At 71.8% G+C, this 26491-nt stretch carries 25 protein-coding genes; 8 read left to right on the top strand and 17 right to left on the bottom strand.

Features of this window, described 5'->3' with window-relative positions; genetic code table 11:
- Positions 1-28 precede the first annotated feature (28 nt).
- A complete protein-coding gene (locus QRY02_RS43590; RefSeq protein ID WP_285988531.1) occupies positions 29-649 on the top strand; it encodes an FMN-binding negative transcriptional regulator in 621 nt (206 codons plus the stop codon).
- Positions 650-651: 2 nt separating this feature from the next.
- On the opposite strand, the gene QRY02_RS43585 is transcribed toward QRY02_RS43590, so the two are convergent.
- Both QRY02_RS43585 and QRY02_RS43580 read right to left on the bottom strand, forming a co-directional pair.
- Positions 652-1542 (bottom strand): cobalamin biosynthesis protein CobD/CbiB, encoded by an 891-nt coding sequence (locus QRY02_RS43585; RefSeq protein WP_285988530.1) that lies wholly within the window; start codon positions 1540-1542, stop codon positions 652-654.
- 41 nt (positions 1543-1583) lie between these two features.
- The gene (locus tag QRY02_RS43580; RefSeq protein WP_285988529.1) at positions 1584-2288 is read right to left on the bottom strand and encodes a FadR/GntR family transcriptional regulator; all 705 of its coding nucleotides are present in this window, start codon (positions 2286-2288) and stop codon (positions 1584-1586) included.
- 102 nt (positions 2289-2390) lie between these two features.
- Here QRY02_RS43580 and QRY02_RS43575 point away from each other — a divergent pair, with 102 nt between their 5' ends.
- From QRY02_RS43575 to QRY02_RS43560, 4 genes are all read left to right on the top strand, one after another.
- Entirely contained in the window at positions 2391-2888 is a 498-nt protein-coding gene (locus QRY02_RS43575; RefSeq protein ID WP_285988528.1) for a gluconokinase, read from the top strand.
- Positions 2885-4252: a GntT/GntP/DsdX family permease gene (locus tag QRY02_RS43570; RefSeq protein WP_285988527.1), complete on the top strand. Its 1368-nt coding sequence runs from the start codon at positions 2885-2887 to the stop codon at positions 4250-4252. The genes QRY02_RS43575 and QRY02_RS43570 overlap by 4 nt, the downstream gene beginning before the upstream one ends.
- A gap of 94 nt (positions 4253-4346) precedes the next feature.
- Positions 4347-4670 carry an ArsR/SmtB family transcription factor gene (locus QRY02_RS43565; protein WP_285988526.1) on the top strand — a complete coding sequence of 108 codons (324 nt, stop codon included), beginning with the start codon at positions 4347-4349 and terminating at the stop codon, positions 4668-4670.
- Positions 4667-5179 carry an SRPBCC domain-containing protein gene (locus tag QRY02_RS43560; RefSeq protein ID WP_285988525.1) on the top strand — a complete coding sequence of 171 codons (513 nt, stop codon included), beginning with the start codon at positions 4667-4669 and terminating at the stop codon, positions 5177-5179. The genes QRY02_RS43565 and QRY02_RS43560 overlap by 4 nt, the downstream gene beginning before the upstream one ends.
- Positions 5180-5234: 55 nt before the next feature.
- On the opposite strand, the gene QRY02_RS43555 is transcribed toward QRY02_RS43560, so the two are convergent.
- From QRY02_RS43555 to QRY02_RS43530, 6 genes are read right to left on the bottom strand one after another with little or no spacing between them, the layout of a single operon-like run.
- On the bottom strand, positions 5235-6203 hold the full coding sequence (locus QRY02_RS43555) for an N-acetylglucosamine kinase (protein WP_285988524.1): 969 nt from the start codon (positions 6201-6203) through the stop codon (positions 5235-5237).
- A complete protein-coding gene (locus QRY02_RS43550; protein ID WP_285988523.1) occupies positions 6200-7465 on the bottom strand; it encodes a 6-phospho-beta-glucosidase in 1266 nt (421 codons plus the stop codon). Before QRY02_RS43550 ends, QRY02_RS43555 begins: the two co-directional genes overlap by 4 nt.
- Complete coding sequence (locus tag QRY02_RS43545) at positions 7462-8352, bottom strand: carbohydrate ABC transporter permease (RefSeq protein WP_285988522.1); 891 nt, start codon at positions 8350-8352, stop codon at positions 7462-7464. The genes QRY02_RS43550 and QRY02_RS43545 overlap by 4 nt, the downstream gene beginning before the upstream one ends.
- Entirely contained in the window at positions 8349-9344 is a 996-nt protein-coding gene (locus tag QRY02_RS43540) for a carbohydrate ABC transporter permease (protein ID WP_285988521.1), read from the bottom strand. The genes QRY02_RS43545 and QRY02_RS43540 overlap by 4 nt, the downstream gene beginning before the upstream one ends.
- Positions 9341-10699 (bottom strand): extracellular solute-binding protein, encoded by a 1359-nt coding sequence (locus QRY02_RS43535; RefSeq protein ID WP_285988520.1) that lies wholly within the window; start codon positions 10697-10699, stop codon positions 9341-9343. Before QRY02_RS43535 ends, QRY02_RS43540 begins: the two co-directional genes overlap by 4 nt.
- An 11-nt stretch (positions 10700-10710) precedes the next feature.
- Positions 10711-11922 carry an ROK family transcriptional regulator gene (locus tag QRY02_RS43530; RefSeq protein ID WP_285994089.1) on the bottom strand — a complete coding sequence of 404 codons (1212 nt, stop codon included), beginning with the start codon at positions 11920-11922 and terminating at the stop codon, positions 10711-10713.
- Positions 11923-12154: 232 nt separating this feature from the next.
- Here QRY02_RS43530 and QRY02_RS43525 point away from each other — a divergent pair, with 232 nt between their 5' ends.
- Positions 12155-12619, top strand: coding sequence for a hypothetical protein (locus QRY02_RS43525; RefSeq protein WP_285988519.1), 465 nt, complete (start codon positions 12155-12157; stop codon positions 12617-12619).
- Positions 12620-12757: 138 nt separating this feature from the next.
- Here QRY02_RS43525 and QRY02_RS43520 read toward each other — a convergent pair whose 3' ends face one another.
- The 6 genes from QRY02_RS43520 to QRY02_RS43495 all read right to left on the bottom strand — a co-directional run bounded on the left by QRY02_RS43520 (position 12758) and on the right by QRY02_RS43495 (position 21028).
- Positions 12758-13807 carry a hypothetical protein gene (locus tag QRY02_RS43520; protein WP_285988518.1) on the bottom strand — a complete coding sequence of 350 codons (1050 nt, stop codon included), beginning with the start codon at positions 13805-13807 and terminating at the stop codon, positions 12758-12760.
- Between the two features lie 213 nt (positions 13808-14020).
- Entirely contained in the window at positions 14021-15040 is a 1020-nt protein-coding gene (gene nudC, locus QRY02_RS43515) for an NAD(+) diphosphatase (RefSeq protein ID WP_285988517.1), read from the bottom strand.
- Positions 15040-16419, bottom strand: coding sequence for a M16 family metallopeptidase (locus QRY02_RS43510; protein ID WP_285988516.1), 1380 nt, complete (start codon positions 16417-16419; stop codon positions 15040-15042). The genes nudC and QRY02_RS43510 overlap by 1 nt, the downstream gene beginning before the upstream one ends.
- A complete protein-coding gene (locus QRY02_RS43505; protein WP_285988515.1) occupies positions 16416-17708 on the bottom strand; it encodes a M16 family metallopeptidase in 1293 nt (430 codons plus the stop codon). Before QRY02_RS43505 ends, QRY02_RS43510 begins: the two co-directional genes overlap by 4 nt.
- A 9-nt stretch (positions 17709-17717) precedes the next feature.
- On the bottom strand, positions 17718-19316 hold the full coding sequence (locus QRY02_RS43500; protein WP_285988514.1) for a DUF2207 family protein: 1599 nt from the start codon (positions 19314-19316) through the stop codon (positions 17718-17720).
- A gap of 2 nt (positions 19317-19318) precedes the next feature.
- Positions 19319-21028: a DUF2207 family protein gene (locus QRY02_RS43495; RefSeq protein WP_285988513.1), complete on the bottom strand. Its 1710-nt coding sequence runs from the start codon at positions 21026-21028 to the stop codon at positions 19319-19321.
- A gap of 548 nt (positions 21029-21576) precedes the next feature.
- Here QRY02_RS43495 and QRY02_RS43490 point away from each other — a divergent pair.
- The gene (locus QRY02_RS43490; protein WP_285988512.1) at positions 21577-22656 is read left to right on the top strand and encodes a neutral zinc metallopeptidase; all 1080 of its coding nucleotides are present in this window, start codon (positions 21577-21579) and stop codon (positions 22654-22656) included.
- 6 nt (positions 22657-22662) lie between these two features.
- Here QRY02_RS43490 and QRY02_RS43485 read toward each other — a convergent pair whose 3' ends face one another.
- The gene (locus tag QRY02_RS43485; RefSeq protein ID WP_285988511.1) at positions 22663-23031 is read right to left on the bottom strand and encodes a VOC family protein; all 369 of its coding nucleotides are present in this window, start codon (positions 23029-23031) and stop codon (positions 22663-22665) included.
- 148 nt (positions 23032-23179) lie between these two features.
- Positions 23180-24154 carry an RDD family protein gene (locus QRY02_RS43480; protein ID WP_285988510.1) on the bottom strand — a complete coding sequence of 325 codons (975 nt, stop codon included), beginning with the start codon at positions 24152-24154 and terminating at the stop codon, positions 23180-23182.
- A gap of 34 nt (positions 24155-24188) precedes the next feature.
- Here QRY02_RS43480 and QRY02_RS43475 point away from each other — a divergent pair, with 34 nt between their 5' ends.
- Positions 24189-25196 (top strand): stage II sporulation protein M, encoded by a 1008-nt coding sequence (locus QRY02_RS43475; RefSeq protein WP_285988509.1) that lies wholly within the window; start codon positions 24189-24191, stop codon positions 25194-25196.
- A gap of 1 nt (position 25197) precedes the next feature.
- Here QRY02_RS43475 and QRY02_RS43470 read toward each other — a convergent pair whose 3' ends face one another.
- Positions 25198-26490, bottom strand: a complete 1293-nt coding sequence (locus QRY02_RS43470) for a DUF58 domain-containing protein (RefSeq protein ID WP_285988508.1) — start codon at positions 26488-26490, stop codon at positions 25198-25200.
- Position 26491 lies beyond the last annotated feature (1 nt).

Here is a 26491-nt window from a genome sequence, read left to right as displayed (position 1 = left end):
GGCCACTTGCCCGGGTGATACTCGCGCCATGCTGATCCACCCGTGGGACGCCGCCGCTTCCGATCCGGAGTGGCGGGAGTGGCTGTCCGGGCACGACTTCGGCCAGCTGATCGCCGGCGGCCGGGGCCGCGACCTGCCGGTGGTGACGCCGGCGCACTTCGCGTTCGACGGCGACCGCACGATCGTCACGCACCTGGCCCGCCCGAACCCGATCTGGCCGCTGCTGGAGGAGCACCCGCGAGCCCTGCTGACCGTGATCGGCGACTACACCTACATCCGCGCGGACTGGAACGCGACCGCGGACCCGGCCTACGGCGTGCCGACCTCGTACTACGCGACGGTGCAGCTCGAAGGGGACGTCCGGCTGGTCGACGATCCGGCGGCGAAGGCGGCGCTGCTGGACGAGCAGCTGCGGCACTTCGAGCCGGACGGGGCGCGGGCGCCGGTGAGCGCCGCCCCGGACGCGCCGGACCGGCGGTTGCTGCCCGGGATCCGCGGCATCGAGTTCTCGATCACGGGAGTCCGGGCGAAGTTCAAGTTCGGCGGGAACCGGACGGCGGAAGACCGGGAACGGATCGGGGCCCGGCTGGCGGAGCGGGGTGGGCCACTGGATGCGGCGGCGCTGGCTCAGCTGCGCCGCCGCGGCTGAGCTCAGCCCGGCCGGCGTCCGAACCCCGCCACCACGGCGACCGCCACCGAGGTCGCCCCCGCCAGCCAGCCGACCACGCGGGACAGCTCCACCGCGCGCGTCACGTGTCCCGCGTCCGGGTTCCGGCCCACCCCCAGCACCGGCAGCTCCAGCACCCCGTGCGGGTACACCGTCCGGCCCCCGACGCGGACCTCCAGCGCGCCGGCGAACGCCGCCTCCACACGGCCGGCGTTCGGGCTCGGGTGGGCGATCGTGTCGCGGCGCCAAGCCCGCCACGCCCCGCCCGCCGATCCGCCGACCACCGGGGCCGCCACCACCGTCAAGGCCGCCGCCACGCGCGTGGGCAGCAGGTGGACCAGCTCGTCGGCACGGTCCACCGCCCAGTGGCCGCGACGACCCGCGCGCGATCGGCGCAGCAAGCTCACCGCCCGTGCGCCCAGCAAGCCCGGCACGCCCGCCAGCGCGCCCCACACCAGCGGGGCCACCACCGCGTCGGACGTGTTCTCCGCCAGCGTCTCCACCGAGGCACGGGACAGCGCGATCGCGCCCAGGCCGTCGGCCACCCGGGGGTCCAGCTGGGACAGTGTCGCGCGCGCCGGCTCGAAGCGGCACTCCTCCAGGTCGCGGGCCAGTTCCGTGCCCTGCTGGGCCAAGCCCGCCGCGCCGAGGACCGCCCACGTCGTCACCGCCGTCGCCGACGCCTGCAGCACCGGGCGGCCCCGGCCCGCTCGCTCCAGCGCCGCCCCGGCGACCACCGCCGCGGCCGCGACCAGGACGCCCGAACGGTGCGGAAGCCGGCGGAACGCCGTCACCGGGAGGCGGCGGCGGGGATCGCCGAGGGCGCCGTCGGCCGCCACGCCCAACACCAGTCCGATCGCGCGCGCCGCGCTCACCCGTGCCCCCCGGCGGAAAGAAAGTCCAGTTCCCGACGAGGCTACTCGACCTCGGAAGGCCCCTCCGCCACCAGGGCGGCGATCTCGTCACGGGCCTGGACGACGATGTCGCGCATCGCCCGTTCCGCCCGGTCCGCGTCCCCGGCGGCCACCGCCGCGGCCACCTCGGCGTGCAGCGCCACGGCCTCGGGCTGCGGCTCCGGTGGCATCAGGCCGTGCCCGGTCCGCCCGGTGAGCACCTCCGCGACGACCTCCGACAGCTGCCCGAACATCGGGTTCCGGGAGGCGGTGAGCACCAGGTCGTGGAAAGCGATGTCGAAGCCGAGGAACGCCGAGAGGTCACGCGCCCGCGCCGTCCGCGCCAGCCGCTCCCCCAGCGCGCCCAGGCGGCCGCGCTCCTCCGGCGTCGCGCGCAGGGCCGCGTACCGCGCCGCGCACGGCTCGATCGCCGACCGCAGCTCGTTCAGCGTGGCCAGGGCCGCCGGGCGGGCCGGGCCGTCGAGCTGCCAGCGGATCAGGCGCGGGTCGTAGTGGTTCCACGCCGCCGGCTCGCGGACGATCACCCCGACCCGGCGCTTGCTGGTGGTCAGCTGCATCGTCTCCAGCACGCGGACGACCTCGCGGGCCACGGTCCGCGAAGCGCCGAAGCGTTCTTGAAGGTCTTCCGAGCGCAGCACGGTGCCCGGGACCAGGGATCCGTTCGCGATCGCCGCGCCGAGGGCATCCAGCACCTGCTCGTGTCTCACGGCCGAAGGCTATACGTCTGATTCGATTAAGTAGTACTTCATCTTGAATAAGTAGTACTTTTGAGTTTCACTCACCTGGGCACAACGAAGTGGGAGGTGCGGATGACCGTCATCGTGGTGATGGGGGTGTCAGGCTCCGGGAAGACGACGATCGGCACGGCGCTCGCCGAGGCCCTCGGTGTCGAGTACGCGGAAGCGGACACGTTCCACCCGAAGGCCAACATCGACAAGATGACCGCCGGCACGCCGCTGACCGACGAGGACCGCGCGCCCTGGCTCGAGGCCATCGCCGGCTGGATCCGCGAACACGAGGGCTCCGGCGGCGTCGTGACGTCGTCCGCGCTCAAGCGCCGGTACCGCGACGTCCTGCGCACCGGCGGCGACGTCTGGTTCGCGCACCTGCACGGCGACCGCGCGCAGCTGGCCGAGCGGATGAAGACCCGCACCGGTCACTTCATGCCGGTGTCGCTGCTGGACTCGCAGCTCGCCGACCTCGAGCCCCTGGAGCCGGACGAGGCCGGGGCCGTCTTCGACAACACCGGGGGCACTCCGGAAGAGATCACCGAAGCCGCGCTGACCGCCTTCCGGGAGCACGCGTGAACGCCGTCCTCGCCGCCGGCTGGACCGGCCACGACACTCGCCTGATCAGCGCGACCGTCGTCGCGATCGCCGTCATCGTCGTGCTGATCACAAAGGTGAAGCTGCACCCTTTCCTGTCGCTGGTCCTCGGCTCGCTCCTGCTCGGCCTGACCGCCGGGATGCCGGTCGCCGACGTGATCAAGAAGTTCTCCGCCGGCGTCGGCAGCACGGTCGCGTCCGTCGGCATCCTGATCGCCCTCGGCGCGATGCTCGGCAAGCTGCTGGCCGACTCCGGCGGCGCCGACCAGATCGTCGACACCGTGCTCGGCCGGGCCCGCGGCGGCGCGCTCCCGTGGGCGATGGCGCTGGTGGCCGCGCTGATCGGGCTGCCGATGTTCTTCGAGATCGGGCTCGTCATGCTGATCCCGGTGGTGCTGCTCGCGGTCAAACGCACCGGGAAGCCGTTGATGCTGCTGGGCATTCCGGCGGTGGCCGGCCTTTCGGTGCTGCACGGGCTGGTCCCGCCGCACCCGGGTCCGCTGGCCGCGGCCGGCGCGCTGAACGCGAACGTCGGCATCACGCTGGCGTTCGGCCTGCTCGTCGGCATCCCCACGCTGGTCGTCGCGGGCCCGCTGTTCGGCAAGCTCGCGGCCCGGCTGGTGCCGGACGCCGTCGCCCCCGAACGGCTCGTCCCGGAACGCGCCGACACCGACAAGCCGCGTCCGAGCTTCGCCGCGACTCTGACGACGGTGCTGCTGCCGGTCGTGCTGATGCTGGCGAAAGCGCTGTCGGACATCCTGCTGGCCAAGGACAGCCAGGCCCGCAAGATCCTCGACTTCGTCGGCGACCCGCTGATCGCGCTGCTCGCGGCGGTCCTGGTGGGCATGGTGCTGCTCGGCCGCCCGGCCGGGCTCGGCCGCGACAGGCTGTCCACTGTGGTCGGTGACTCGCTCGGTCCGATCGCCGGGATCATCCTCATCGTCGGCGCGGGTGGCGGGTTCAAGCAGACCCTGGTCGACGCCGGCGTCGGCGACGTCATCACCGGCCTGGCCAAGGACGCGAACCTGTCCCCGCTGCTGCTCGGCTGGCTGGTCGCGGTGGCGATCCGGCTGGCGACCGGCTCGGCGACGGTCGCGACCGTGTCCGCGGCGGGCATCGTGGCACCGCTGGCGGCGGACATGAACCCATCGCAGAGCGCCCTGCTGGTGCTGGCGATCGGCGCCGGGTCGCTGTTCTTCTCCCACGTCAACGACGCCGGGTTCTGGCTGGTCAAGGAGTACTTCGGCCTCTCGGTCGGCCAGACGCTGAAGAGCTGGTCGGTGATGGAGACGCTCATCTCGGTGGTCGCCATCGCGCTGATCCTGCCGCTGTCGCTGATCGTCTAGCCACCGCGCGAACACCAGGCCGTCACCCCGAGCCGGGGTGACGGCCTTTTCGCGCCCGTTGACATGTGACCTTTTGGTCACCTATTCTCGCTGAGTGCCCGACGACGACCTGGTGTTCAAGGCGCTGGCGGATCCGACCCGCCGGTTCCTGCTCGACCTGCTCTTCGAGCGTGACGGCCGCACGCTCACCGAGCTGGAGACCCAGGTGGAGATGACCCGCTTCGGCGTCATGAAGCACCTGAAGCTCCTGGAAGAGGCCGGCCTCGTCGTCGCACGCAAGGAAGGCCGGGAGAAGCGGCACTTCCTCAACCCCGTCCCGATCCGCCAGATCCACGACCGGTGGATCGACAAGTACACCGAGCGCCGGGTCACCGCGCTCCTCGACCTCAAGAACGAACTGGAAGGCGACGAACCATGACGAACACCGTGCAGGTCTACCGCGTCTACATCAAGGCGTCCCCGGAGCGCATCTGGGACGCCATCACCAAGCCCGAGTGGACGCAGAAGTACGGCTACACCGGGCTGGTCGACTTCGACCTGCGGCCCGGCGGCAAGCACCGCACCCGCCCGACCCAGGCCTTCATCGACGCCGGGATGACCGGGGACCTGGCCGACGGCGAGGTCCTGGAAGTGGACCCGCCGCGGAAACTCGTCATCACCTGGAAGCTGCTGATGGCCCCGGAGGACGTGGCCGACGAGCCCTACACGACGCTCACCTACGAGATCGAGGAGTCCAAGACCGCGGGCACCCGGCTGACCGTGACCCACGACGTCACCGGCGCCCCCACGATGGCCGCGATGGTCAGCGGGGCGCACGAGCGGCTGGACGCGCCGCCGAACGAGAACGCGGGCGGCGGCTGGGCGTGGATCCTGTCGGACCTCAAGTCCCTGCTGGAGACCGGCGAAACCATCGTCCCGGCGCCGTGAGGGGGTCTGGCGTGGCCTGTCCCGCGCCGCTTCGGGACAGGCCACGCCAGAGTCTTCAGACGCGCTGGGTCGCCGCCTTGAGCGCCGCCTTCGCGGCCTCCGGCGTCCCCAGCGTGTCGAGTCCGAACAACGCCGCCCCGACCACGGGGTTGACGTCGACCACGCGGACCACCGCGCGCGGCGCCACCTTGAGGCACCGCTTTTCGATTTCCGCGATCACCGGGGTGCCGACGCCGGTCAGCACGCCGCCGCCGAGGACGATCTCCGGGGCGTCCGCGGTCAGGTCCAGCTCGCGCAGGATCACCGCCGCGAAGACGCTGACCTCCTCGACGAACCGCGTCACGATGTCCTGGGCGACCTCGTCCCCCGCCGCCGCGACTTCGAACAGCAGCGGGCACAGGCCGTGGATCGACGCCGGGTCGATCTCCTCGAAGTGCAGGCCCTGCACGACGTCCAGCAGCGTCGGCTTCCCGAAGTAGGCCGCCACCGCCGGCATCAGGGCCGTCCGCGGACCGCGGCCGTCCTCGGCGCGCACGGCCCACCACAGCGCCTCCTCGCCGAGCCGGTAGCCGCCACCCCAGTCGCCGGAGATCTTGCCCAGCGCGGGAAAGCGGTGCACGCGGCCGTCGGGGCCGACGCCCGCGCCGTTGATCCCGGCGCCGCAGACGACCGCCACGCCCACCCCCGCGCTGCCCGCCCGAAGCAGCGCGAGGGTGTCGTTGCCGACGGTCAGCGTGTCGCTCCAGCCCCGCGCCGCGAGGGCCGCGTGCAGCGCCTCTTCCTCCCGGGGGAAGTCGAGCCCGGCCAGGTACGCGGAGGTGTGGACCGCTTCCGGCCGCGTCCCGAACGCGGGGTAGGCCTCGAGCACCAGTTCTTCCAGCGCCGCAACGCAACCGGCGACGCCGATGTTCTGCGGCGACGCGCCGGGGCCGCGGGACGACCCCAGCACCACGCCGTCTTCCGAGATCACCAGGACCTCGGTCTTGCTGTTGCCGCCGTCGATGGCAATGACAGCTGGCCTCATCCGCGGGCCCACGGCAGGTACTCGCGGTTGATCTGGACCAGCGAATCGGCGAGGGTGTCGGCCTTCGTGTACTGGCCGACCAGCGGGTGCGCCAGCAGCGCGTCCGCCACGCGGTCGCGGCCGCCCTTGAGTGCCGCCTCCAAGGCGAGGAACTCGTACGCCGTCGTGGCCGCGATGAGCCCGGAGAACTGCGGTTCCACCGGCGGCTGCGCGACCGGCGTGGCGCCGGAAGAGTCCACAAGGGACCGGGACTCGATGACGGCGTCGTCCGGCAGGAACGGGAACGTGCCGTCGTTGCGGACGTTCACCACGTGCTCCTCGGCCGGCCCGCCCGCGGTCAGCGCGTGCACCAGCTGCACGGCGGCTTCCGAGTAGTACGCCCCGCCGCGCTTTTCGAGGGACTCCGGCTTCGTGTTCCGCTCCGGGTCGAGGTAGATCTTCAGCAGCTCTTCCTCGACGTCGGAGACGACGTCCGCGCGCGGCCGCTCGGTGCGCTGCTTGGTGACCTGCTCGTCGTGCGCGTAGAAGTACTTCAGGTAGTACGACGGCACGACGTTCATCCGGCGCAACCATTTCTCCGGCACGCTGACTTCATTCGAGAGGTAGTCGAGGTGCTGCTCCAGCAGCTCCGGCAGCCGGTCGACACCGTCGACGAGCGCCCCGCGTTCCCAGCTCAGGTGGTTCAGCCCGGTGTGGACGAGCTTGACGTCGTCCGCGCCGACACCCAGAAGCTTCCCGAACTGGCGCTGCAGGTTGATGGCGACGTTGCACAGCCCCACCGCGCGGTGCCCCTCGTCGAGCAAAGCGCGGGTGACGATGCCGACGGGGTTGGTGAAGTTGACGATCCACGTGTCGTCGCCGGCGATCTTGCGGACGCGGTCGGCGATGTCCAGCACGACCGGGACCGTGCGCAGCGCCTTCGCGAGGCCGCCCGCGCCGGTCGTCTCCTGGCCGACGCAGCCGCAGGCGTGCGGGAACGTCTCGTCCGAGCGCCGCGCCCGCTGCCCGCCGACGCGCAGCTGGATCAGCACCGCGGAAGCGCCGTCGACGCCTTCCTCCAGCGACTGCGTGGTCCGGACCTGGGCCGGGTGACCGGCGTGGTCGAGGATCCGCCGGCTGAACCCGCCGACGGCCTCGACGCGGTAGGCGTCCGGGTCGACCAGCACGATCTCGTCGACGTCCAAAGTGGACCGGCGGCCGGCGATCCCGTCGATCAGCTCCGGCGTGTAGGTGGACCCGCCACCGACGACTGCCAGCTTCATCCCTTGACTCCCGTGAATGTGATGCCCTTGACGAACGACTTCTGCGCGAACACGAACAGCACGATCACCGGCGCCATGATCAGCGCGGTCGCCGCCATCGTCATGTTCCACTCGACGTGGTGCATGCCGCGGAAGGACGCGATGGCCAGCGACAGCGGCCAGTGGTCCTGGTTTTCGCCGGTGTAGAGCAGCGGCCCGAAGTAGTCGTTCCAGGTGAACAGGAAGCAGAACATGGCGGTGGCCGCGATCCCGGGCTTGGCCATCGGGATGAGCACGCGGTACATCGCCTGGAACTCGTTGCAGCCGTCGATCTTCGCCGCTTCGAGGTAGTCCTTCGGAATGGTGAGGAAGAACTGGCGGAGCAGGAAGATCGAGAACGCGTCGAAGAAGAAGTACGGCACGATCAGCGGGACCAGCGTGCCGGTGAGGCCCATCCGGACCCACAGGTCGTACAGCGGCACGACGGTGACCTGCGGTGGCAGCAGCATCGCCGCCACGGTCAGCATGAAGAACAGGTTCTGCCCGCGCCACCGCAGTTTCGCCAGCGCGTACGCCGCCGGGATCGCCGAAAGCAGCGCACCCGCCGTCGCCAGCGCCGAATACAGCAGGCTGTTGCCGAAGTATTCGAGCAGCGGCGCCTTCTGGAACACCTTGACGAAGTTCTCGAAGTGCCATTCGCTCGGCCACAGGCTCGCCGTCATCGCCTGGTCGCTCTTCATCACCGCGGTGAGGAACACGAACAGCAGCGGCAGCATGAAGATGACGCCGAGCGCGATGCCGATCGCGTGGGTGGCGATGAAGGACAGCCGCTTGTCCCAATTGCGCTTGAACTTGGCCCTCGGCGGCACACCCGCCGCTTTCTGCGGCGCTTCGGCCAGTGCGGTCATGCCCCCTCCTCCTGGTGCTGGGACTTCCGCAGCTGCCGCACGAGAATCCAGGTGAAGCCCGAGCTCACGATGAACAACAGGACAGCCATCGCGGCCGCGTAGCCCATGTTGAAGTAGCGGAAGCCCTGGACGTACAGCCAGATCGGGTAGGTCAGCGTCGAGTTCTGCGGTGCCCCGATGAGCTTCGAGTTGCCGGCGACGTCGGCGGTGCCCGCGCTCGCGGAGGACGCGACGATCGCCTGGGTGAAGAACTGCAGCGCGTAGATGATCGAGTTGACCACGCCGAACAGCAGCACCGGCGAGATCGACGGCAGCGTGACGTGCCAGAACTTGCGCACCGCGCCGGCGCCGTCGAGCTCGGCGGCCTCGTACTGCTCGGTGGGGACGTCCAGCAGCGCGGCCAGAATGATGATCATCAGCTCGCCGGAGCCCCACAGCGCGAGCAGCGTCAGCGCGGGCTTCGACATCGCCGGGCTGTTGAACCAGAGCCCGCCGTCGATGCCGACGAGCCGCAGGAACCGGTTGACCGGGCCGAACTCCGGGTTGAACACGAAGACGAACGCCAGCGTGGCCGCCGCGGGCGGGGCGAGCGTCGGCAGGTAGCAGAGCGTCCGGACCAGGCCGACGCCCGACTTGAGCCGCGAGATCACCGACGCGATGCCGAGGGAGAACGTCACCCGGCAGACCGTCAGGACGACCACCAGCCACAGCGTGTTGTACGCGGCCGTGCCGACCAGCGGCTCGGTGGTGAACATCCGGATGTAGTTGTCGAACCCGATGAACTGCGGCGGGTTGATCAGGTCGTAGCGGGTGAAGGAGTAGTAGACCGTGGCGATCAGCGGGTAGCCGAAGAAGATCAGGAACCCGAGGAAGGCCGGGGCCATGAAGAACAGGACGGTCCGGCGGCGCTTGGCCCGGCGGGCCCCCGCCCGCGCCTTGCTCGGCGCGGACGGGGAACCCTGGGATTTCACCGGAACAGCGGTGGAGGTCATCCGCCCGCGCCCTTCTGCTTCAGTTCGTCGTCGATCTGCGCGTCCACCTTCTTCAGGCCCTCGGTCAGATCGGGCACCGAACCGGCCTGCCACTTCTCGGCGAAGTCGTTGACCGCCTTGAGGTGCGCGTCGCCGATCGGGGTGGTCTGGTTGGCGACCAGCTTGCCGCTGTCGTAGATGTCGAGGAACGTCTTGAACTGCGGCTGCAGGTCCAGCTTCGGCGAGGTCAGCGACGCCTTGGTGCTGGGCACGTTCTTCAGGCCGTTCGCCATGTCCACCAGGGTGTCGGTGTCCAGGGTGACCTGCTTGATCAGCTCCCACGCGGCGCCGGGGTTCTTGGCGCCCTTGGGGATCGCGATGATCGTGCCGGTGGTGAAGCCGCCGCCGTAGTGGTCGGCCATGGTGTCGAGCACCGGCGCGGGCGCGGTGCCGTAGTTGACGTCCGGCGCCTGGTCCTTGAGGAAGGCGGTGCGGAACTCGCCGTCGTAGATCATCGCCAGCTTCTTCTTGTGGAAGCCGTGGTCGGCGGAGTACTCGTCACCGAGACCGGCCTTGAACTGCTCGACCTTCTCGTGCCCGCCGTAGAAGTCGATGAGCTGCTTCTGGAACTCGAACATCGCCTTCCAGCCGGGGTTGGTGGCGAGGTCGGACTTGCCGTCCGGGCCGAGGAACGGCGCGCCGAAGTTCGGCGCCCAGTACTGGGCCTGGTTGGCGTAGAACGGCATCGAGGGCAGGAAGCCGGCGACCTTGATCGAGCCGTCCGGGTTGAACTCGGTGAGCTTCTTGGTCGCCTCGAACAGTTCCGAGGTGGTCTTCGGCGGCGAGGTGATGCCCTTCGCCGCGAACATGTCCTTGTTGTAGTAGAGGCCGTAGACGTCGGCGAGCATCGGCATCGCGCACCGCTTGCCCTGGTACTCGGTGTAGTTGCGGACCGCGTCCGGGATCTGGGTCAGGTCGATCTTGTCGCGCTCGATGTAGGGCTTGAGGTCCTGGAAGCTGCCGGTGGAGCACCAGGCGCCGAGGTTGTCGGTGTAGAAGGAGATCGCGACGTCGGGCGGGTTGCCGCCGCGGATCGACTGGGTGAGCTTGTCGTCGTCCTGGTTGCCCTCGTGCTTGATCTCGATGTTCGGGAACTTCGCCTTGAGCTTGTTGAGGCCCGCGGTGACCACGCCGTACTCGCGGTCGGTGAACTTGGAGTACACGGTGATCGTGAGCTTGTCGTCCTTGCCGGGCGCGGCGGCCGCGTCGCCGCCGCTCGGGGCGGCGGCGCCGGAACAGGCGCTGGTCAGCAGGACGGACGCCGCGGCGGCGGCCACCAGCAGGGCGCCGCGGCGGGTCCGGGTGGTCGGGGGCATGGCCCTCCTCCTCATCGGTTGGGGCTACTCGGTCGGGGACGGGTGCTGTCGCCCTCGGGCCTGCGCGACCCGAGGAGCGTGGGGGTGACGACGCCGAAGACGTCCTCACGGGTGGTGGCGAGCGCCGACTGCAGCGCGCCCGCGCGAACGGCGTTGCCCTGCACGGAAGCGCAGCCGACGGGGGTGCGCGGCAGGACGAGTTCGTGCAGCTTTTCCTGGACGAGCGCGGCGAAGTCCTCGCCGCCGGCCCGGCTGGTGTCGCCGCAGAGGAGCACGAGCTGCGGGTCGGCGACGGCGACGAGGTTGGCGACGCCGCCGGCGACCCTTCGGGCGAGATCGTCGAGGAAGGGGTGGCCTTTCCCGGCTTTCTCCACTGCTTCCCAGGCGGTTGCGGCCTCGATGCCGTGGGCGGCGGCGAGGCGGCAGATGGCGGGCGAGTCGACCAGGTTGCCGAAGCGGGCGCCGGCCTCGGGCCAGACGTCGCCGGTGTCCACGGTGGCGGGGTCGGGCACGCGCATCCAGTCGATCTCGCCGCCCCCGCCGGTGGCGCCGCGCAGCAGCCGCCGTCCGATCACGACGGCGCCGCCGACGCCCTCGGACAGCCAGACCATGACGAAGTCGTCGACGTCCTGGGCCTGCCCGACGGTCATCTCCTCGACGGCGACCAGGTTGACGTCGTTTTCGATGAGGACGTCGACGCCGAGTTCGTCGCTGAGCTTCTGCGGGACGTCGAAGCCCAGCCAGCCGGGGATGTGCGGCGCGGAGGAGAGCAGGCCGGTCCGCGGATCGAACGCCCCCTGCGCGCCGATCACGACGTGGGCCAGGTCTTCCCGCTTGATGCCGGCCTCTTCGGCGACCTTCTTGAGAGCTTCACCGAAGGTCCCGACGACGTCGGCACCCGCGTGCACGGGCAGCGGCGTCCGGTATTCGGCGAGCACGACCCCGGCGACGTCCGCGACGACGAAGTCGGCCACGTGCGGCGTGAGGTCGACGGCGGCGACGAAGGCGAGGCCGCCGTTGGCCGCCCAGAGCTGGGCCCGCGGCCCGCGGCCACCACCCCGCACGCCGGCCTTGACGACGAGATCGTCCAGTTCGAGCCGGGTCAGCAGCTGGGCGGTGGCGGGCTTGGAGAGCCCGATGGCGAGCTCGAGTTCGGCCCGCGTGAGCGGTCCTTCCCGCAGGAGGACCTCGATGGCGGCGCGATCGTTGATCTCGCGCAGCATCCGCGGGCTACCGGCTCGCACTCGTTCCTCCGGACTTAATTAGGATACTTTACAGACGGTTTCCGGGGACTGTAGTGAGCCGCGGCACAGCCGTCAACGGTCTCGCGAAACGGCCGGGTAACGCTTGGGGCGGCGTTGGGCCAGGTGACGGGTGTACCGGTGAACGAGTTGCGCCGAAGGCGACGGCTTGGTCAGAGGCTTTCGGATTGCGCCGACTGGGATGCTGGTCCTTGTGGATGTCGTGGCGCAGCGGGTGCGGACCACCTGGACCAAGCGGTCCAGGGGTGGCCCGGCGGCTGCGGTGCGCAACCGTGTGCCGATCGCGTTCCCGCTGCCCGCCGGCACGCAACTACACGTGGTGAATGTCGACGAGTCGACTGGCTTCGAGCCCCGGTTCGAGCTGCGGCCCCTGAGTGAGTTGGACGGCGTCCAGCTCCGGGAAGCGGACGGCGGGCTGTCGGTGCTGGTCGTTCCGTCGCCGTGGGGGATGCCGAAGCGGAACTGGCCGCGCTCCCCCGTCCGACTGGAACGCGGTGAGTGGCTGCGCTGGCAGTTCAACCTGCGTTTCGGGTCGACCTGCTCGTGTGGCAGCGAGTGGAGCTACCGGCTGGAGACGCTGAACCTGGCGTACGGCACCCGCGCGGACTTCACGGGCAAGCCGACCCGCTCGGTCACCGAACTCGGTGACCTGCGCTGAAGGCCGGGGACCTCTCCAACGTGGCGACAGACAGTGCCATGCAGGCCGCGACGACCTACGAGCATGAACAGGCTGAAGGCCGCCATGGGCCTTCAGCAGGTCGGGCCTACTCCTCCGCGTCCGCCCAAGCCTTGGGCATCACGCGGACGATGGACGCGTCGTGGCGGCTTCTCCACCGCGCCGGCCGGACTCGATCCGGCGTTCAGTACCGGTCACCCACTGGTCGAACTGCTGGGCCAGCCATTTCTTCGTCTCCTCCGAAACGTAGCCGCGAGCGTCTTCGAGGAGCGGAGTGACTGCGTGTTCTCGCACTTCTTCGTGAGCCTCCGGCGCCGGACAGATGAACACCGCGAGGATGCGGAGGTCCCGCAGCAGTTCGTCGCTGGTGATCAGCTCGAGAATCGGCACATGGGCGAGCACCGCGGTCTTGAGCGCCCCCCAGGCCTTGTCCACGATCATGCCGACCACCTCCCTGGTCAGCTGCGACCGCGGGTCTTTCCTGCTGGAATCGACGACCGTGTCGACGATGACTTTCTTCGCCGCCTCGGAGAGCTGGTCGATCAGACCATTGGCCTCTTCGATGACCTTGACGAAGCCGATGATCAGGTCACACCAGCCGTGGTCAGCGAGTTGCAGGCGGACCTGGCCGAGGTCTTCGGACTCGGTGCCGAGCTCGGCGAGGACGTCCGGCCAGATGCCCTCCGTCATCGCCTTCGCGAGCGCATCCACCTGCTCCACCGGAGCGGGATGGCCCGGATACTCCTCCAGTATGCCGCCAGAGCGCTGAGGTTCTTCGGAACAAACCTGCTGACCGGATTCAGTGCCGGGCGACCAAGCCTGATCACTTTCCTCGCGCTCAACCGGCAGGAGCTCGGCCTCCCGCCGCTGAGCAGGAATGTTCGGCCGCCGCCAAACATGGCGCGCAAGCCAGTCGGACAGGTCCAGGCGGAACGAGTCCATGCTCGACTCGCGCGCCCGCGCGTTGCGCCGGACTCCGCGCTTCGAAGCCGTCCACGTGAGCCACTTCTTCTTGATCTCAGCGCGTTTGGCGGAGCGAGCTCGTTCCGGTCCGCGAGCGAGGCCGACCCACTCTTTCCACCCGTGTTTCGAGCCGCTGCAGTTTTTGCATTTGCAGACGTGCCCATCGGCCTTCTCGCAATTCGCCGGATGCTTCCTGGTCGATGCCATCGGCCGGCCCCTCGATCGACAACCCGTTCCACTCGATCTTCCAAGCACTCGGGGAAGGGCCATACCGCCGCGCTGGTAGTCGCCGAATTGCTGACTGTAACCGGATTTGGCCACACAAAACCCTCGCGTCACTTTGACCGCAAGGACCTGGATCGCCATCGGCGATCGGGTGAGGAATGCCGTGAAGACACGCTTGCCTTCACGGCACTTCGATCACTCCTCCGCGTCCGCCCAGGCCTTGAGCATCACGCGGGCAATGGACGAGTTCCCCGGCAGGATGATCTCCGCCGCCCCATCGGCGATCGGGGTCGGCTTCGAACCCTCACCCCGCACCGAACTGTTCTCGAACGCCGCGCGCACCTCCTCGCGCGACACCCACAACGCCTCTTCGATCTCGCCGTCCGCCGGCACCAACGGCGCGAACCGGTCCGCCCGGGCCGTGAAGCCCAGCATGATCGACCGGGGGAACGGCCACGGCTGGCTGCCCAGGTACCGCACGTCCGAGACGACCGCGCCCACCTCTTCGCGGATCTCGCGGACTACGCACGCCTCGAGGGACTCCCCCGCCTCCACGAAGCCCGCCAGCACCGAATAGCGGCCCGCCGGCCAGATCGGCTGGCGGGCCAGCAGCACGTGGGAGCCGTTCACGCCCTCGGTGGAATGGACCAGGCAGATCACCGCCGGGTCCGTGCGGGGGTACTCCTCGCGCCCGCAGCCGGTGCACTTGCTGGCCCAGCCGAACTGGATCAGCTCCGTCGCGCTGCCGCAGCGCGTGCAGAACTTCGCCTGGCGACGCCAGAAGCGCAACGCCTGTGCCGTCGTGAACAGCCCGGCCGACGTGTCGTCCAGGAGGTCGCCGTACCCGCGCAGCTCGACCCAGACCTCGCCGTCCGCGCGCGGGACCTCCTCCACGAACCCCCAGCTGCCCGCCATCTTCACCGTGTCGGCCTCGCCGGACGGCCCGCCCGGCAGCGACCAGTAGTCGACGTCCTGCCACTCGCCGAGGAACACCGCGTCCGCGGGCGGCGAAGCTCCGAAGTCGACGGCCTTCCGGAACGCCAACGCCGACGCGCCTTCGACCACCGGGGTGCGCCCGGCGTCGTCCAGGAGGACGACCCGGGCGTCGGCCCACCGCGACACCAGCCGCGACGGGTTGGTGCGCAAGTCTTCCTGACGGTCCACAGTGGACCGGGACAGGGTCGGCAGGGCGCCGAGGGTGAACGGGACGGACATCAGGCCGGCTCGCCCACGACGACGTCGCCGAGCGCCAGGAGCTTGCGCTCCAGCACCGCCGCGTCGCCGACCACCACGCCCGTGAACCGCTTGGGGGCGAAGTACTTCAGCGCCGCTTCGGCCACCTCGTCGGCCGTCACCGCCGCCACCCGCGCCGGGTGCTCGGTCAGCCACTCCAGGCCGAGCCCGGTCGAAGCCAGCGCCAGCACCTGGCCGGCCAGCCCGGCCTGCGACGACGTCGAGGTCAGCAGCGAGCCGATCGCGTACTGCCGCACCGACTCCAGCTCGTCGCCGGACGGCGGGACCTGGCCGAGGCGGCCCAGTTCGTAGCGCGTCTCCAGCAGCGCCGGGGCCGTCGCGTCGGTCGCGGTGTCCGCGTCGACGTTGACCACCGCGGTGCCGTCGGTGAACTCGAACCCCGAGTGCGCGGAGTAGGTGTAGCCCTTGTTCTCGCGGATGTTCTCGACCAGCCGCGACGAGAAGTACCCGCCGTAGGCCAGGTTCGCCAGCTGCAGCGCCGCGTACCCCGGGTCCGTGCGCGGAAGCGTCTGCGCCGAAAGCCGGATCTGCGACTGCACCGCACCGGCGCGCGGCACCAGCAGCACGTTCGGCCCGGTGAGGTCGGGCAGCGGCGGCAGCCGGACGGCGGAGCGGTCCGACGCCCAGCCGCCGAGCACCTTCTCCAGCTCGCCGAGCACCCCGGCCGGGTCGAGGTCGCCGACCAGCACCATGACCGATCCCCGCGGCAGCACCGACGCCTGGTGCAGCGCGCGCACCTGTTCCGGCGTCACGACGGCGACGTCTTCGGCGCGCGGGACCTCACGCGTCGCCGGGTGGTCGCCGTAGCGGTGCTTCTGCAGGGCCTCCCGCGCGATCGTGCGCGGCTGGGTGCGCGAGACGGCGATGCGCTCGACCAGCCGCTCCTTCTCGCGGGCGATCTCGTCGCCGGCGTAGGTCGCCCCGGTGAGGACGTCGCCGAGGACGTCGAGGAACGTCGGCAGCTTGTCGGCCAGCGCGGACCCGGTGAGCACCAGCCGCTCCGGGTCGACGCCGGCGCCGATGTCGCCGCCGATGAGCGCCAGCTCGGTGTCGATCTCGATGCGGTTGCGGCGGGCGGTGCCGGTCAGGATCGTCTCGGCGAGCACCTCGGCGATCGCCGGGTGCAGCGCGTCGTCACCCGCGAACGGGATCCACAGCCGCGCCTCGACCATCGGCACGGTCGCCTTGCGCACGGCCACCACACGCAGACCGTTCGCCAGCGTCGTGTCCACATGGGACAGATCGGCGGCGGCCCGCTGCTCGCCGAGCGGCGGCAGCGGCCGCGGCCCCCGCGCGGTGCGGCCGATCTCGTCGGCGCTGCGGTGCGTTGCTGAAGTCACTGCTCGTTGTTCCCTTCCGAAGCGGGCTTGACCACCAGCACGGCGCGCGCGTCCGGGCGCAGCGCCTTCGCCGCCGCCGACACGGCTTCCGAGGTGACGGCGGACATCCGGTCCGCGAGCCGGTACACCAGCGACGCGTCGCCGTAGAGCAGTTCGAACGAGCCGAGGGCCAGGGTCCGGGAGACCAGCCGGTCGTGCTCCGAGTGCAGGCTCGCCGCCCAGCGGGCGGTGACCTTGCGCAGCTCTTCCTCGCTCGGCGGGGTCTCGGCGAGCTTCTCCAGCTCGTCGTCGAGCGCGGCGAGCACGCGCTCGCGGGACACCTCGTGCGGGTGGATCAGGGTGATGGTGAACGTGTCCGGGTCGCGGGCCTCGAACGGGCCGAACAGCCCGGCGCCGGCCCCGATGTCCACGACCAGGGGCTCGCGGTGCACCAGCCGCTGCTGCAGGCGCGAGCCGTCGCCGTCGGTGAGCACGCCGGCCAGCACGAGGTAGGCCAGGTAGCTGTCGACGTCGTTGATCGGGTCCGGCATCCGGTAGCCGATGCCGAGCGCGGGCAGCGGGGCGTGCGCGTCTTCGATCTCACCGTGCAGCTCGGTGGTCGGCAGCGGCTCGGCGAAGGACGGCCGCTGCGGCGCCGGCCGGTGCGGGACGTCGCCGAAGTGGTCCTCGATCAGTTTCTTGGCGTTGGCCGGCTCGAAGTCGCCCGCCACCGTGAGCACGGCGTTCGCCGGCGAGTAGTAGGTGTCGAAGAACGCCGCGCAGTCCTCGACCGTGGCGCTTTCGAGGTCCTCGAAGCCGCCGTAGCCGTTGTGCGCGTTGGGGAACGTCGAGTACAGCACCGGCGGCAGGGTGATCCACGGGAACCCGCCGTAGGGCCGGTTCAGCACGTTGAGCCGGATCTCCTCCTTGACGACGTCGATCTGGTTCGCCAGGTTCTCCGCCGTCAGCTTGGGCGCGCGCATCCGGTCGGCTTCGAGGAACAGCGCGCGCTCGAGCGCGGCGCTCGGGAGCACCTCGAAGTAGTCGGTGTAGTCCGGGTGGGTGGACCCGTTGAAGGTCCCGCCGCTGGACTGCACGTGCCGGAAGTGCGCGAGTTTCTCCAGGCTCTCGGAGCCCTGGAACATCAGGTGCTCGAAGAGGTGGGCGAAACCGGTGCGCCCCTCCGGCTCGGAACGGAAACCCACGTCGTAGTGCACGCTGACGCCGACCACCGGCGCGGTCGCGTCGGGGGCGAGAACCACGCGCAGACCGTTGTCTAGGGTGTATCGGACGAGCTCGGGATCGGCCATGGCCCCACCCTACGACTCCCGCGCGCTCGCCTGCGTCTCGACTGGCTGCTGGGAACCGGTGTCCCGGACGGCGTCGTCGAGGAGCCGGCCGCGGCGCGCGGCGGCGAACGTCCCCGACAACGCCGTCGCGAAGGATCCGGCCTGGTCAGGGGCGATGTCACCGGCGTGCCAGTAGACCGGCGGCGGGTGTTCGAGGCCGTCGAACGCGGCCACCCACGGGGCCAGTTCGCCCAGAGCGAGCGCGTACGGCAGGCCTCGGGAGAAGACCAGTTCGCGCTGCGGCTCGTCCAGGTCCGCGGCCTTGGCCGACGCGAGCGTCACGCCGAGGCCGCGCAGGCGCCGCGCCACGTCGGCGCCCGCCCGCCGCCGGGCGGGCAGCGCGGCCGAGGCGGCGACGGCGGCGGCCCCGGCGAGCACGACCATGACGCCGAGCTGGGCGTAGCCGACGGTCACGGCCAGCAGGACGGTGAGGAACCCGCCGTAGCAGGCGATCCGGACCCCGGCGCGGCCGAGCCGCCGGGGCCGCGGGGCGAGCCAGCCGCGGCGGACGACGTCGGCGTACAGCTCGGCCGGGCCGACGGTGACGTGCCGCTCCCGCAGTTCGGCGAGGGTCACCGGCTCGTCCGGGACGACGGCCGCGTAGACGGCTTTTTCGAAGGCGGTGAGGTGCTCGTCGGGCGGGTTGCGGCGGGCCAGCCGCCAGCCGCCGTCCTCGGCGCTCACCCAGAGGTAGTTGCGGACGGCCAGGTCGAGCACGGTGGCGGCCAGGTCGGCGGCCCCGGGGCGGGCGCGGAGGAGGACGCCGGCGTGGCCGGGCAGCACGCCCTCGGGTGAGGCGAACTCGCCGTTCGGGGTGACCAGGCTCGTTTTCTCCGGCTCGCCGGTGCCGGCCTCACGGCGGCGGGCCGCCCAGACCAGCGCGGCCATGAGCAGCAGCAGCGCACCGAAGGCCGCCCACCCCCAGCCGACCGGGGCGGTGAGGACGAACGCGCCGGCGATCGTCTTGGCCGGGACCAGCACCTCGTTGCCGGGCACGGTGCCCGCGGGCAGTTCGACGGTCGCCGTCATCCGCTCGCCCGCGGCGAGGTTCTGCTGGCTGAACCGGGTCAGCCCGGCGTGGTCGATCTGCGCGGCCGCGCACGGGAAGTCGGAGCCCGGCGGCCCGGCGGCGCAGTCGACGGCGGTGGGGATCTTCGGCGCGGCGAAGGAGGCACGGAGGAACTTCAGCTCGGTGTTCCAGCCGCCGGCCAGCTCCCAGGTGACCCGGTCGCCGGCGACCGCACCGTCCACTGTGTACCGGACGATCGAGGTCCCGGGAGTGAGGTGGACGGTGAAGGCGTCTTCGTTCACGCTCGCCGTCCCGCCGCCTTCCAGGACGACGTCGCGGACACCGTAGACGCGGTCGCGGTGGTGGGGCGCCGGGACCCGCAGCGCGACCCGGCGATCCATCGTGACGCCGTCGGGGACGGAGATCGCTTCGGCGACCGAAAGAGAGCCGTCGCGCTGGACCTTGAGCTGGATCTCGGCGCTCTGCGGCACGGTGGGCAGGGGCGGCTGATCGGCGGGGCCGGCGGCCAGCGCGAGCGCCAGAAGCGTCCCCGCGAGCACGGTCAGCGGGCCGCGGCGGCGGCGAGCACGCCGTCGAGCGCGGTCAGGAACGACGGGAAGTGCGTGCCGAAGCGGCGCAGGTCGTGCTCGGCCTCCATGCCGCCGTACCAGTACAGCCCGGCCGAGCCGTCCGCCGACGGGTTGAGCGCGGCGAAGGCGCCGAGCCAGCGTTCGGTGTCGCCCAGCACGACCGCGTACGGCAGCGAGCGGGAGAAGACCAGCTCGCGGTCGGCGGGCGGGATGTCCTCGGCCTTCGCGGTGTGCAGGTAGTCGAGCAGGCCCCGGACCTGCCCCACCAGGGCGCGGCCGCGGGCGGTGCGGGACGGCAGCAGCGCGGCCACCGCGACGACCGCGAGCCCGGCCAGCGCGACGGCGACGCCGAGCAGCGCGTACCCGGCGGTGAAGGTGAGCACCGCGGTGGTGACCAGCCCGAGCGTGAAGATCCCGGCGCCGAGCCAGGTCAGCCGGCCGCGGGCGGTGTCCGGGCGGCGGGAGAACCAGCGCTTGGTGACGACGTCGGCGTACATCGCGTCGCTGATCCGGCGCAGGTCGAGCCCGCCGCGGGCGCGCAGCTGCGACACCAGCACGGTGTCGGTGCCCGGTGGCAGCAGGGTTTCGCAGACGGCGCGCTCGAAGTCGTGGAGGTGTTCGTCCGGCGGGTTGCGGCGGGTGAGCTGCCAGTCGGGCCCGGGTACTTCCGCCAGCCACAGGTAGTTGCGGACGGCCAGGTCGACCACGGTGGCGCTGATGTCCACGACGTCGACGGTCTCGTCGACGACCGTGCCGACCTGGCCGGGCAGCACGCCGTCGGGACTGGCGAAGAAGACGCGGTCGCCGTCGCGCAGGAGGACTTCGACCGGGCCGGTGGCGGTGCGCAGCGCGCCGGCGTCCTGCTTGCGGCGCCGCCGGACGAAGAGCGCGGCCGCGACGAGGAAGGCGAGCAGGACGGCGAAGGCGATCCCCGTCACGGGCGTCAGCGCGAAGGCGTTCGCGAGCAGGCCGATGTCGGCGAATTCCGCGTTCGCCGGGGTGGTGCCCGCGGGCAGGCCGACGAGGAGGTCGACGCGGTCGCCGGGGCGGACGTCGTTCTGTTCGAGCCGGACGACCCCGGTGTGGTCGAGCTCGGCGAGGGTGCAGCGCTGGCTCGAGCCGACCGGGCCGGCGAAACAGTCCACAGGGGACAATTGGGTGCTCGGGGCGAGCAGCGAGGCCGTGAGCTTGGCCAGCGGGGTGTCGAAGCCGCTGCCGACCTGCCAGCGGACCTGCTGACGGCCGTTCTGGTCGGCGACGGCGCCGTCGACGGTGAACGTGGCGCTGCCGGTGCCGCCGCCGAACGTGAGGACGAGCTGGTCACCGGTGAGCTCACCGGTGGCGGCGCCGTCGGTCTTGACGTCGCGGACGGCGAAGACGCGGTCCTGGTCGTCGCTCGCGGGGACCTTGAGGGGGACGCGCGAGACGAGCTGCCGGCCGCCGGGGACGGTGACGTGTTCGGTGACGGAGAGGGTGCCGTCGCGCAGGAGCTTGAGGGCGACGTCGGCGGCGGCCCCTTCGGGCGGCCGGCCGTCCTGCCCGGTGAGCAGCTGGGGTTTCTTGACCTGGTCGGCGGGCAGGTTCGGCAGGGCGGGCCCGGCCGACGGCCCCTGCGCGGCCGCGGGCCCGGCGGCGGCCAGCACGACCGCGACGGCGATCGCGGCGGCGGTCCCCCATTTCATCGGCACAGCACCACACCCTAGAGCACTCGATCTATGCTGACGCCCGGAACGGCGCGATCACCGCAGGTACGCCGCTTCCGACGGGGAAATCGCACGGGGGGTTCCACTCGATGACGCACGGCCCGCAGGGTCCTGGGGTTGGTCCTGGTCCTGGTCCGCACGACCCGCGCCGGCCGTCGCCGCCACCGGGAGCGCGGCCGCTGCCGCCACCGGGGGTGCGGCCGTTGCCGGGGCAGGGCGGGCCGCCGAACCGCTTCGGTGCGCCCGGGCAGGGCGGCCCGTTCCGTCAGGGTGGGCAGCCCGGCCCGTTCGGGGAGCCCCCGCGAGGTCCCGGCAGCGCGCCCGGGCAGGGCGACCCCTCCGGTGCGCCACCACAGGGCCCCGGCCGCGCGCCCGGGCAGGGCGGCTCCTCCGGTGCGCCACCGCAGGGTCCCGGGCCGCGTGTCCCGCAGCCGCCGCGTGGTCCGCACGGTCCGCCCACCGGGCCGTACGGCCGGCCCCTTCCGCCGCCCGCGCGGGCGCCGCTGCCGCCGCCGGCTGCCGCCGCCGTGCCCGTCTTCGTCCCGGGCCATGCCGGGCCGCCCTCCTTCGGGCCGCGGTTCGCGCCCGGTTACACCCCCTACGTCGCCAAGAAGTCGAACGCCGGGGTGATCGTCGCGGTCGCCCTCTTCGCGATCGTCGCCGTCGCGGGTGGGCTCGTCGCCGCCGTTGCGCTGTCCGGGAACCACAAGCGGCACGTCGCCGACGCCGGCTACTCCAGCACCTACCCGGCCACCACCGAAGAAACCACCACCGAGGCGAGCACCACCACTTCGGCCACCTCCTCGACCGAGGCGACGACGACCGCGCGCACCACCGAACGCCGGACCCCGGCTTCGCAGACCCCCACCGGCCCGCGCCCGGTCGTGGCCACCGGGGACAACCCGCTCTTCGCCCGCGCGGACTACGGCCTGCAGAACGTCCCGTGCTCGCTGAGCCGCTGGGCGACCGACCAGAACAGCGTCACGCGCTTCTTCCAGTCCGGCATCGGCTGCCTGGACGCGATGTGGTCGCGCATGCTCGGCGCGGTCGACCTGCCGTTCCGGACGCCGAACCTGTCGGTGCCGCGGTCGCTGTCGGAATCGTCGACGCCGTGCGGCAGCGGGGGCACCACCACCGGCGTCACGCCGTTCTACTGCTCGGCGAACAACACGATCTACATGCCGATGGACCGGATCGAGCTCGAGGTGTGGGGCAACCACCCCGGCCCGTACCTGTCGATCCTGGCCCACGAGTACGGCCACCACGTGCAGAACATGTCCGGCATCACCGAGGCGTTCGCCAACCAGCGCTACGACGCGGGCGCCGACTCGGCGGCCGGCCTCGAACTGTCGCGGCGCATGGAACTCGAGGCGCAGTGCTTCTCCGGGATGTTCCTCGGCTCGGCCTCGGTGTCCGGCGGCTCGGTCGACAAGAACCTCTACAACGAAGCCTGGAACGCCCAGGACCGCGGCGACGACTACGCCCGCAACGGCAAACGCGACCACGGCAGCGCCAAGCACAACATCAGCTGGTGGCAGCACGGTGCCACGAAGAACCGGAACCAGCAGTGCAACACGTGGCTGTCGCCCTCGGGCGACGTTTCGTAGCGCCGATCAGCCGCGGTCGTGCAGCGTGACGTGGTAGCCGTCGGGGTCGGCGAAGGTGAACGTGCGGCCGAAGGGACCGTCGATCGGGGCGGAGACGATGGTGTGCCCGTCGGCGGCGAGAGCGTCGTGGATCTCCTGGACGTCGGTGGCGTGGAGCCAGATCGCGGCACCGATGCCGGGCCGGGCGGCGGAGGCGAGGTCCGTGCCGGGAACGATGTCGCGGAGGGCGAACGCGATCGGCTTCGTCTCGAAGACGACGGCGTGCGGCGGTCCGGCCGGCGAGCGGACGAGGCCGAGGTACCGCTCGTAGAACGCCTGCGACGCGGTGAGATCGCGCGCCTGGAGCGAGATGAAGTCGGGTCCGGTGGCGGGCATGGTGTGCTCCTTCTCGATTCATGTCAGGTTCCTGACACAGCCCACCGTATGTCAGGATCCTGACATGAGTCAAGCCGCCGTCCCCCGGAAACGGGCACGGCTCATCGCCGACCACGCGGCTCTCGGCCGCGAGTGAAGCCAGGGCCCGTCAGCTGGGCGGGGTGAAGGGGTTCTCCACGGGCACCGGCGTGCCGGACGGCGGCGTCGGGAGCTCCGGCTGGTCCGCGGGCGGGCCACCGGCCGGGTGCGGACCCGCCGGCGGCCAAGGCGACGCCGGCGGCCAAGGCGGCCCCGCCGGCCCCGGGGCGGGCCGAGCCGGCGCCACCGGCGGATAGCCGGGCCGGCCCTGAGCCGCATACGCCTGGAACGCCCGGGCGTGGTCGCGGTTGCGCCGCTCCGCCAGTACCGCCGCCAGGAACGCCCACGGCGGCACCTGGGGCGGCACCGGCGTGCCCAGCGCGTTCCCCATCTGCTGCGCGAGCCCCCAGCCCAGCGCGTGCGACGCCTCCGGCCGCAGCTCGCGGAACCGGGCGAGGAACTGGCGGCTCGCCAGCGCGAGGTCGTCCGGCAGCCGCGTCAGGTCGAGCTGCGCCGCCCAGCCCTCGAGGCCCGGCGGCATGGCGACCGCCGCGTACCCGGGGCCTTGCGGGGCTCGTTCGCGGACCACCAGCGTCCCGGCCAGGAAGTCGCCGACGCGGCGGCCGTTCGACGAGCACAGCGACACGACCACCGCGACCGCGCCGAACAACCCGAGCGCCCAGAAGTCCACGACGAAGCCGGCCAGCCCGCGCACCAGCGCGTGCCGGAACCGGATCGGGCCGCCGTCGACCCGCACGACCCGCAGGCCCACCGCCATCTTGCCGAGCGAGCGGCCGCGCGAGAGCGTCTCGAACACGACCGGGTAGCCGACCACGATCAGCACCACGAACACCAGCAGCAGCGCCAGGAACAGCGACTCGTCGGCGAACGGCACCACGAACGTGAGCAGCATGAGCGCACCCAGCAGCAGCGCGAGCTGCACGAGCACGTCCAGCGCCATCGCCAGTGCGCGGCTGGCGAGCTTGGCCACGCGCAGGTCCAGGACGACCGCTTCGCCGGTGACCAGCTCCGATTCCTCGTGCACGATGCCCAGCGTATCGACGGATAGGGTGGTCGGCGTGGATGTGGACGTCTTCGTCGCTGCGCACGCGGGGGAGTGGACCCGGCTCGGTGAGCTGATCCGGCGCGGCGGCAAGCTGACCGGGCCGGAAGCCGACGAGCTGGTGACGCTCTACCAGCGGACCGCGACGCACCTGTCGATCGTGCGGTCGGTCGCGCCGGACCCGGCCCTGCTCGGCCGGCTGTCCGACCTGGTCGCCCGCGGCCGGTCGGCGGTCTCCGGGGCGCACAACCCGGCCTGGCGGGAGGTCGCCCGCTTCTTCACGCACCGGTTCCCGGCCGCGGTCTACCTCTCGCGGCGCTGGTGGATCCCGGCCGCGCTGGTGTCGATCGCGGTGATGGTGGTGATCGCCGTCTGGGTCGCGCGCGACCCGCTCGTGCGCGCGTCACTGGGCACCCCGGAGGAGCTGAGCGAGCTGACCAAGCCCGGCGGCCAGGCGGAGAACTACTACTCGACCGGGCCGGCGGCGTCCTTCGCGGCGCACGTCTGGACGAACAACGCGTGGGTGGCGGCGACCTGCCTGTTCCTCGGCGTCGCGCTGGGCCTGCCGGTGATCGGCGCGCTCTGGCTGAATTCGCTCAACGCCGGGCTGATCATCGGTGCGATGAGCGCGGCCGGCCGCGGCGACGTGATGATCGGTCTCCTGCTCCCCCACGGTCTCCTGGAGCTGACGGCGGTGTTCGTCGCGGCGGGCACCGGCCTGAGACTCGGCTGGACGGTGGTCGACCCGGGCCGCCGCTCCCGCACGGCCGCGCTCGCCGAGCAGGGCCGGTCGGTGGTGGTGATGGCGCTCGGGCTGACGTGCGTGCTGTTCGTGTCCGGGGTCATCGAGGCGTTCGTGACCCCGTCAGGCTGGCCGACGTGGGTGCGCGTCGGCATCGGCGCGCTGGCCGAAATCGCGTTCCTGGCCTACGTTTTCACGCTCGGCCGCCGGGCGGCGAAGGACGGCGAGGTCGGCGACCTCGACGCCCGCGACACCGGCGACGCCCTGCCCGAATCCGCCTGACTCAGAGCCGCCCGGCGGCCTTCAGGGCCAGGTAGCGGTCCGCCAGCGCCGGCGGCAGCTCCTCCGGGACCGCGTCCACCACGCTCACCCCGTGCCGCACCAGCCGCTCGGTCACCCGCAGGCGCTCGGCCGTCGTGCGCGCGGCCGCCGCCGCGTCGTAGACCGCTTCCGCGTCGCCGCGGGCCGCCAGCATCTCCGCCACCCGGGGGTCCGCCACCGATGCCACCACCAGCTCGTGCCGCCCGGTCAGCGAGCTCAGCACCGGGAACAAGCCCTCCTCCATCGGCGCCGCGTCCAGCCCGGTCAGCAACACGACCAGGGCCCGGCGGCGGGTTCGCTGGAGCACCTCCGCGACCATGCCGCGCGCGTCCGTCTCGACCAGCGACGGCTCGAGCGGCGCCATCGCGTTCACCAGCGACGTCAGCAGCGAAGCTCCGGACGAACCGTGCACCGCCGCGCGCAACCGCCGGTCGTAGGCCAGCAGGTCGACGCGGTCGCCGGCCCGGGAAGCCAGTGCGGCCAGCAACAACGCCGCGTCCATCGCCGCGTCGAGCCGGGGCGCGTCGCCCACCCGGCCCGCCGAGACGCGGCCCGTGTCGAGCACCAGCACGACGTGCCGGTCGCGCTCGGGGCGCCAGGTCCGGACCATGACGTCGGCCGCCCGCGCGGTCGCGCGCCAGTCGATGGACCGGACGTCGTCGCCGATGACGTACTCGCGCAGAGAGTCGAATTCCGTGCCCTGGCCCCGGATCAGCACCGCGTTGCGGCCGTCGAGCTGCTGCAGCCGCGCCAGCCGGGACGGCAGGTGCTTGCGGCTGTGGAACGGCGGCAGCACCCGGACCGTCCACGGCACCGCGTGCGAACCCTGCCGCGCGGCCAGGCCCAGCGGCCCGACCGACCGGACCGTCACCCGCGCCGCCGTCCGGTCGCCCCGCCGCGACGGCCGCAACGCCGTCACCAGCGCCCGCCGCTCCCCCGCCGGGACGCGCAGGGAATGGCGGTCGGCCGCGCCCGCGCTCGGCGGCCACGCGTCGCGCAGCTGCCCGCGCACCGCGCGGCCACCGGGGTTCGCGACCACCAGCGTCACCTCGCACGGCTCACCGAGCCGGACCGAAGTGTCGCCCGAGCGCGCGAACGTCAGCGCCCGCACGCTTCCCGCCAGCACGAGGTCGACGACCACGAGCACCAGCAGCACCGCGGCGACCGCCAGCATCCCCGTGCCCGACGGCAGGAGCAGCCCGACCACCAGCGCGCCGAACAGCGCCAGCAGCCCGAGCCTTCCGGTGACCGCCATG

The organism is Amycolatopsis sp. DG1A-15b (assembly GCF_030285645.1).
Classification (GTDB): domain Bacteria; phylum Actinomycetota; class Actinomycetes; order Mycobacteriales; family Pseudonocardiaceae; genus Amycolatopsis.
Note: the sequence above shows the minus strand (reverse complement) of the source record. Positions and strands in the feature narration are given on the sequence as shown.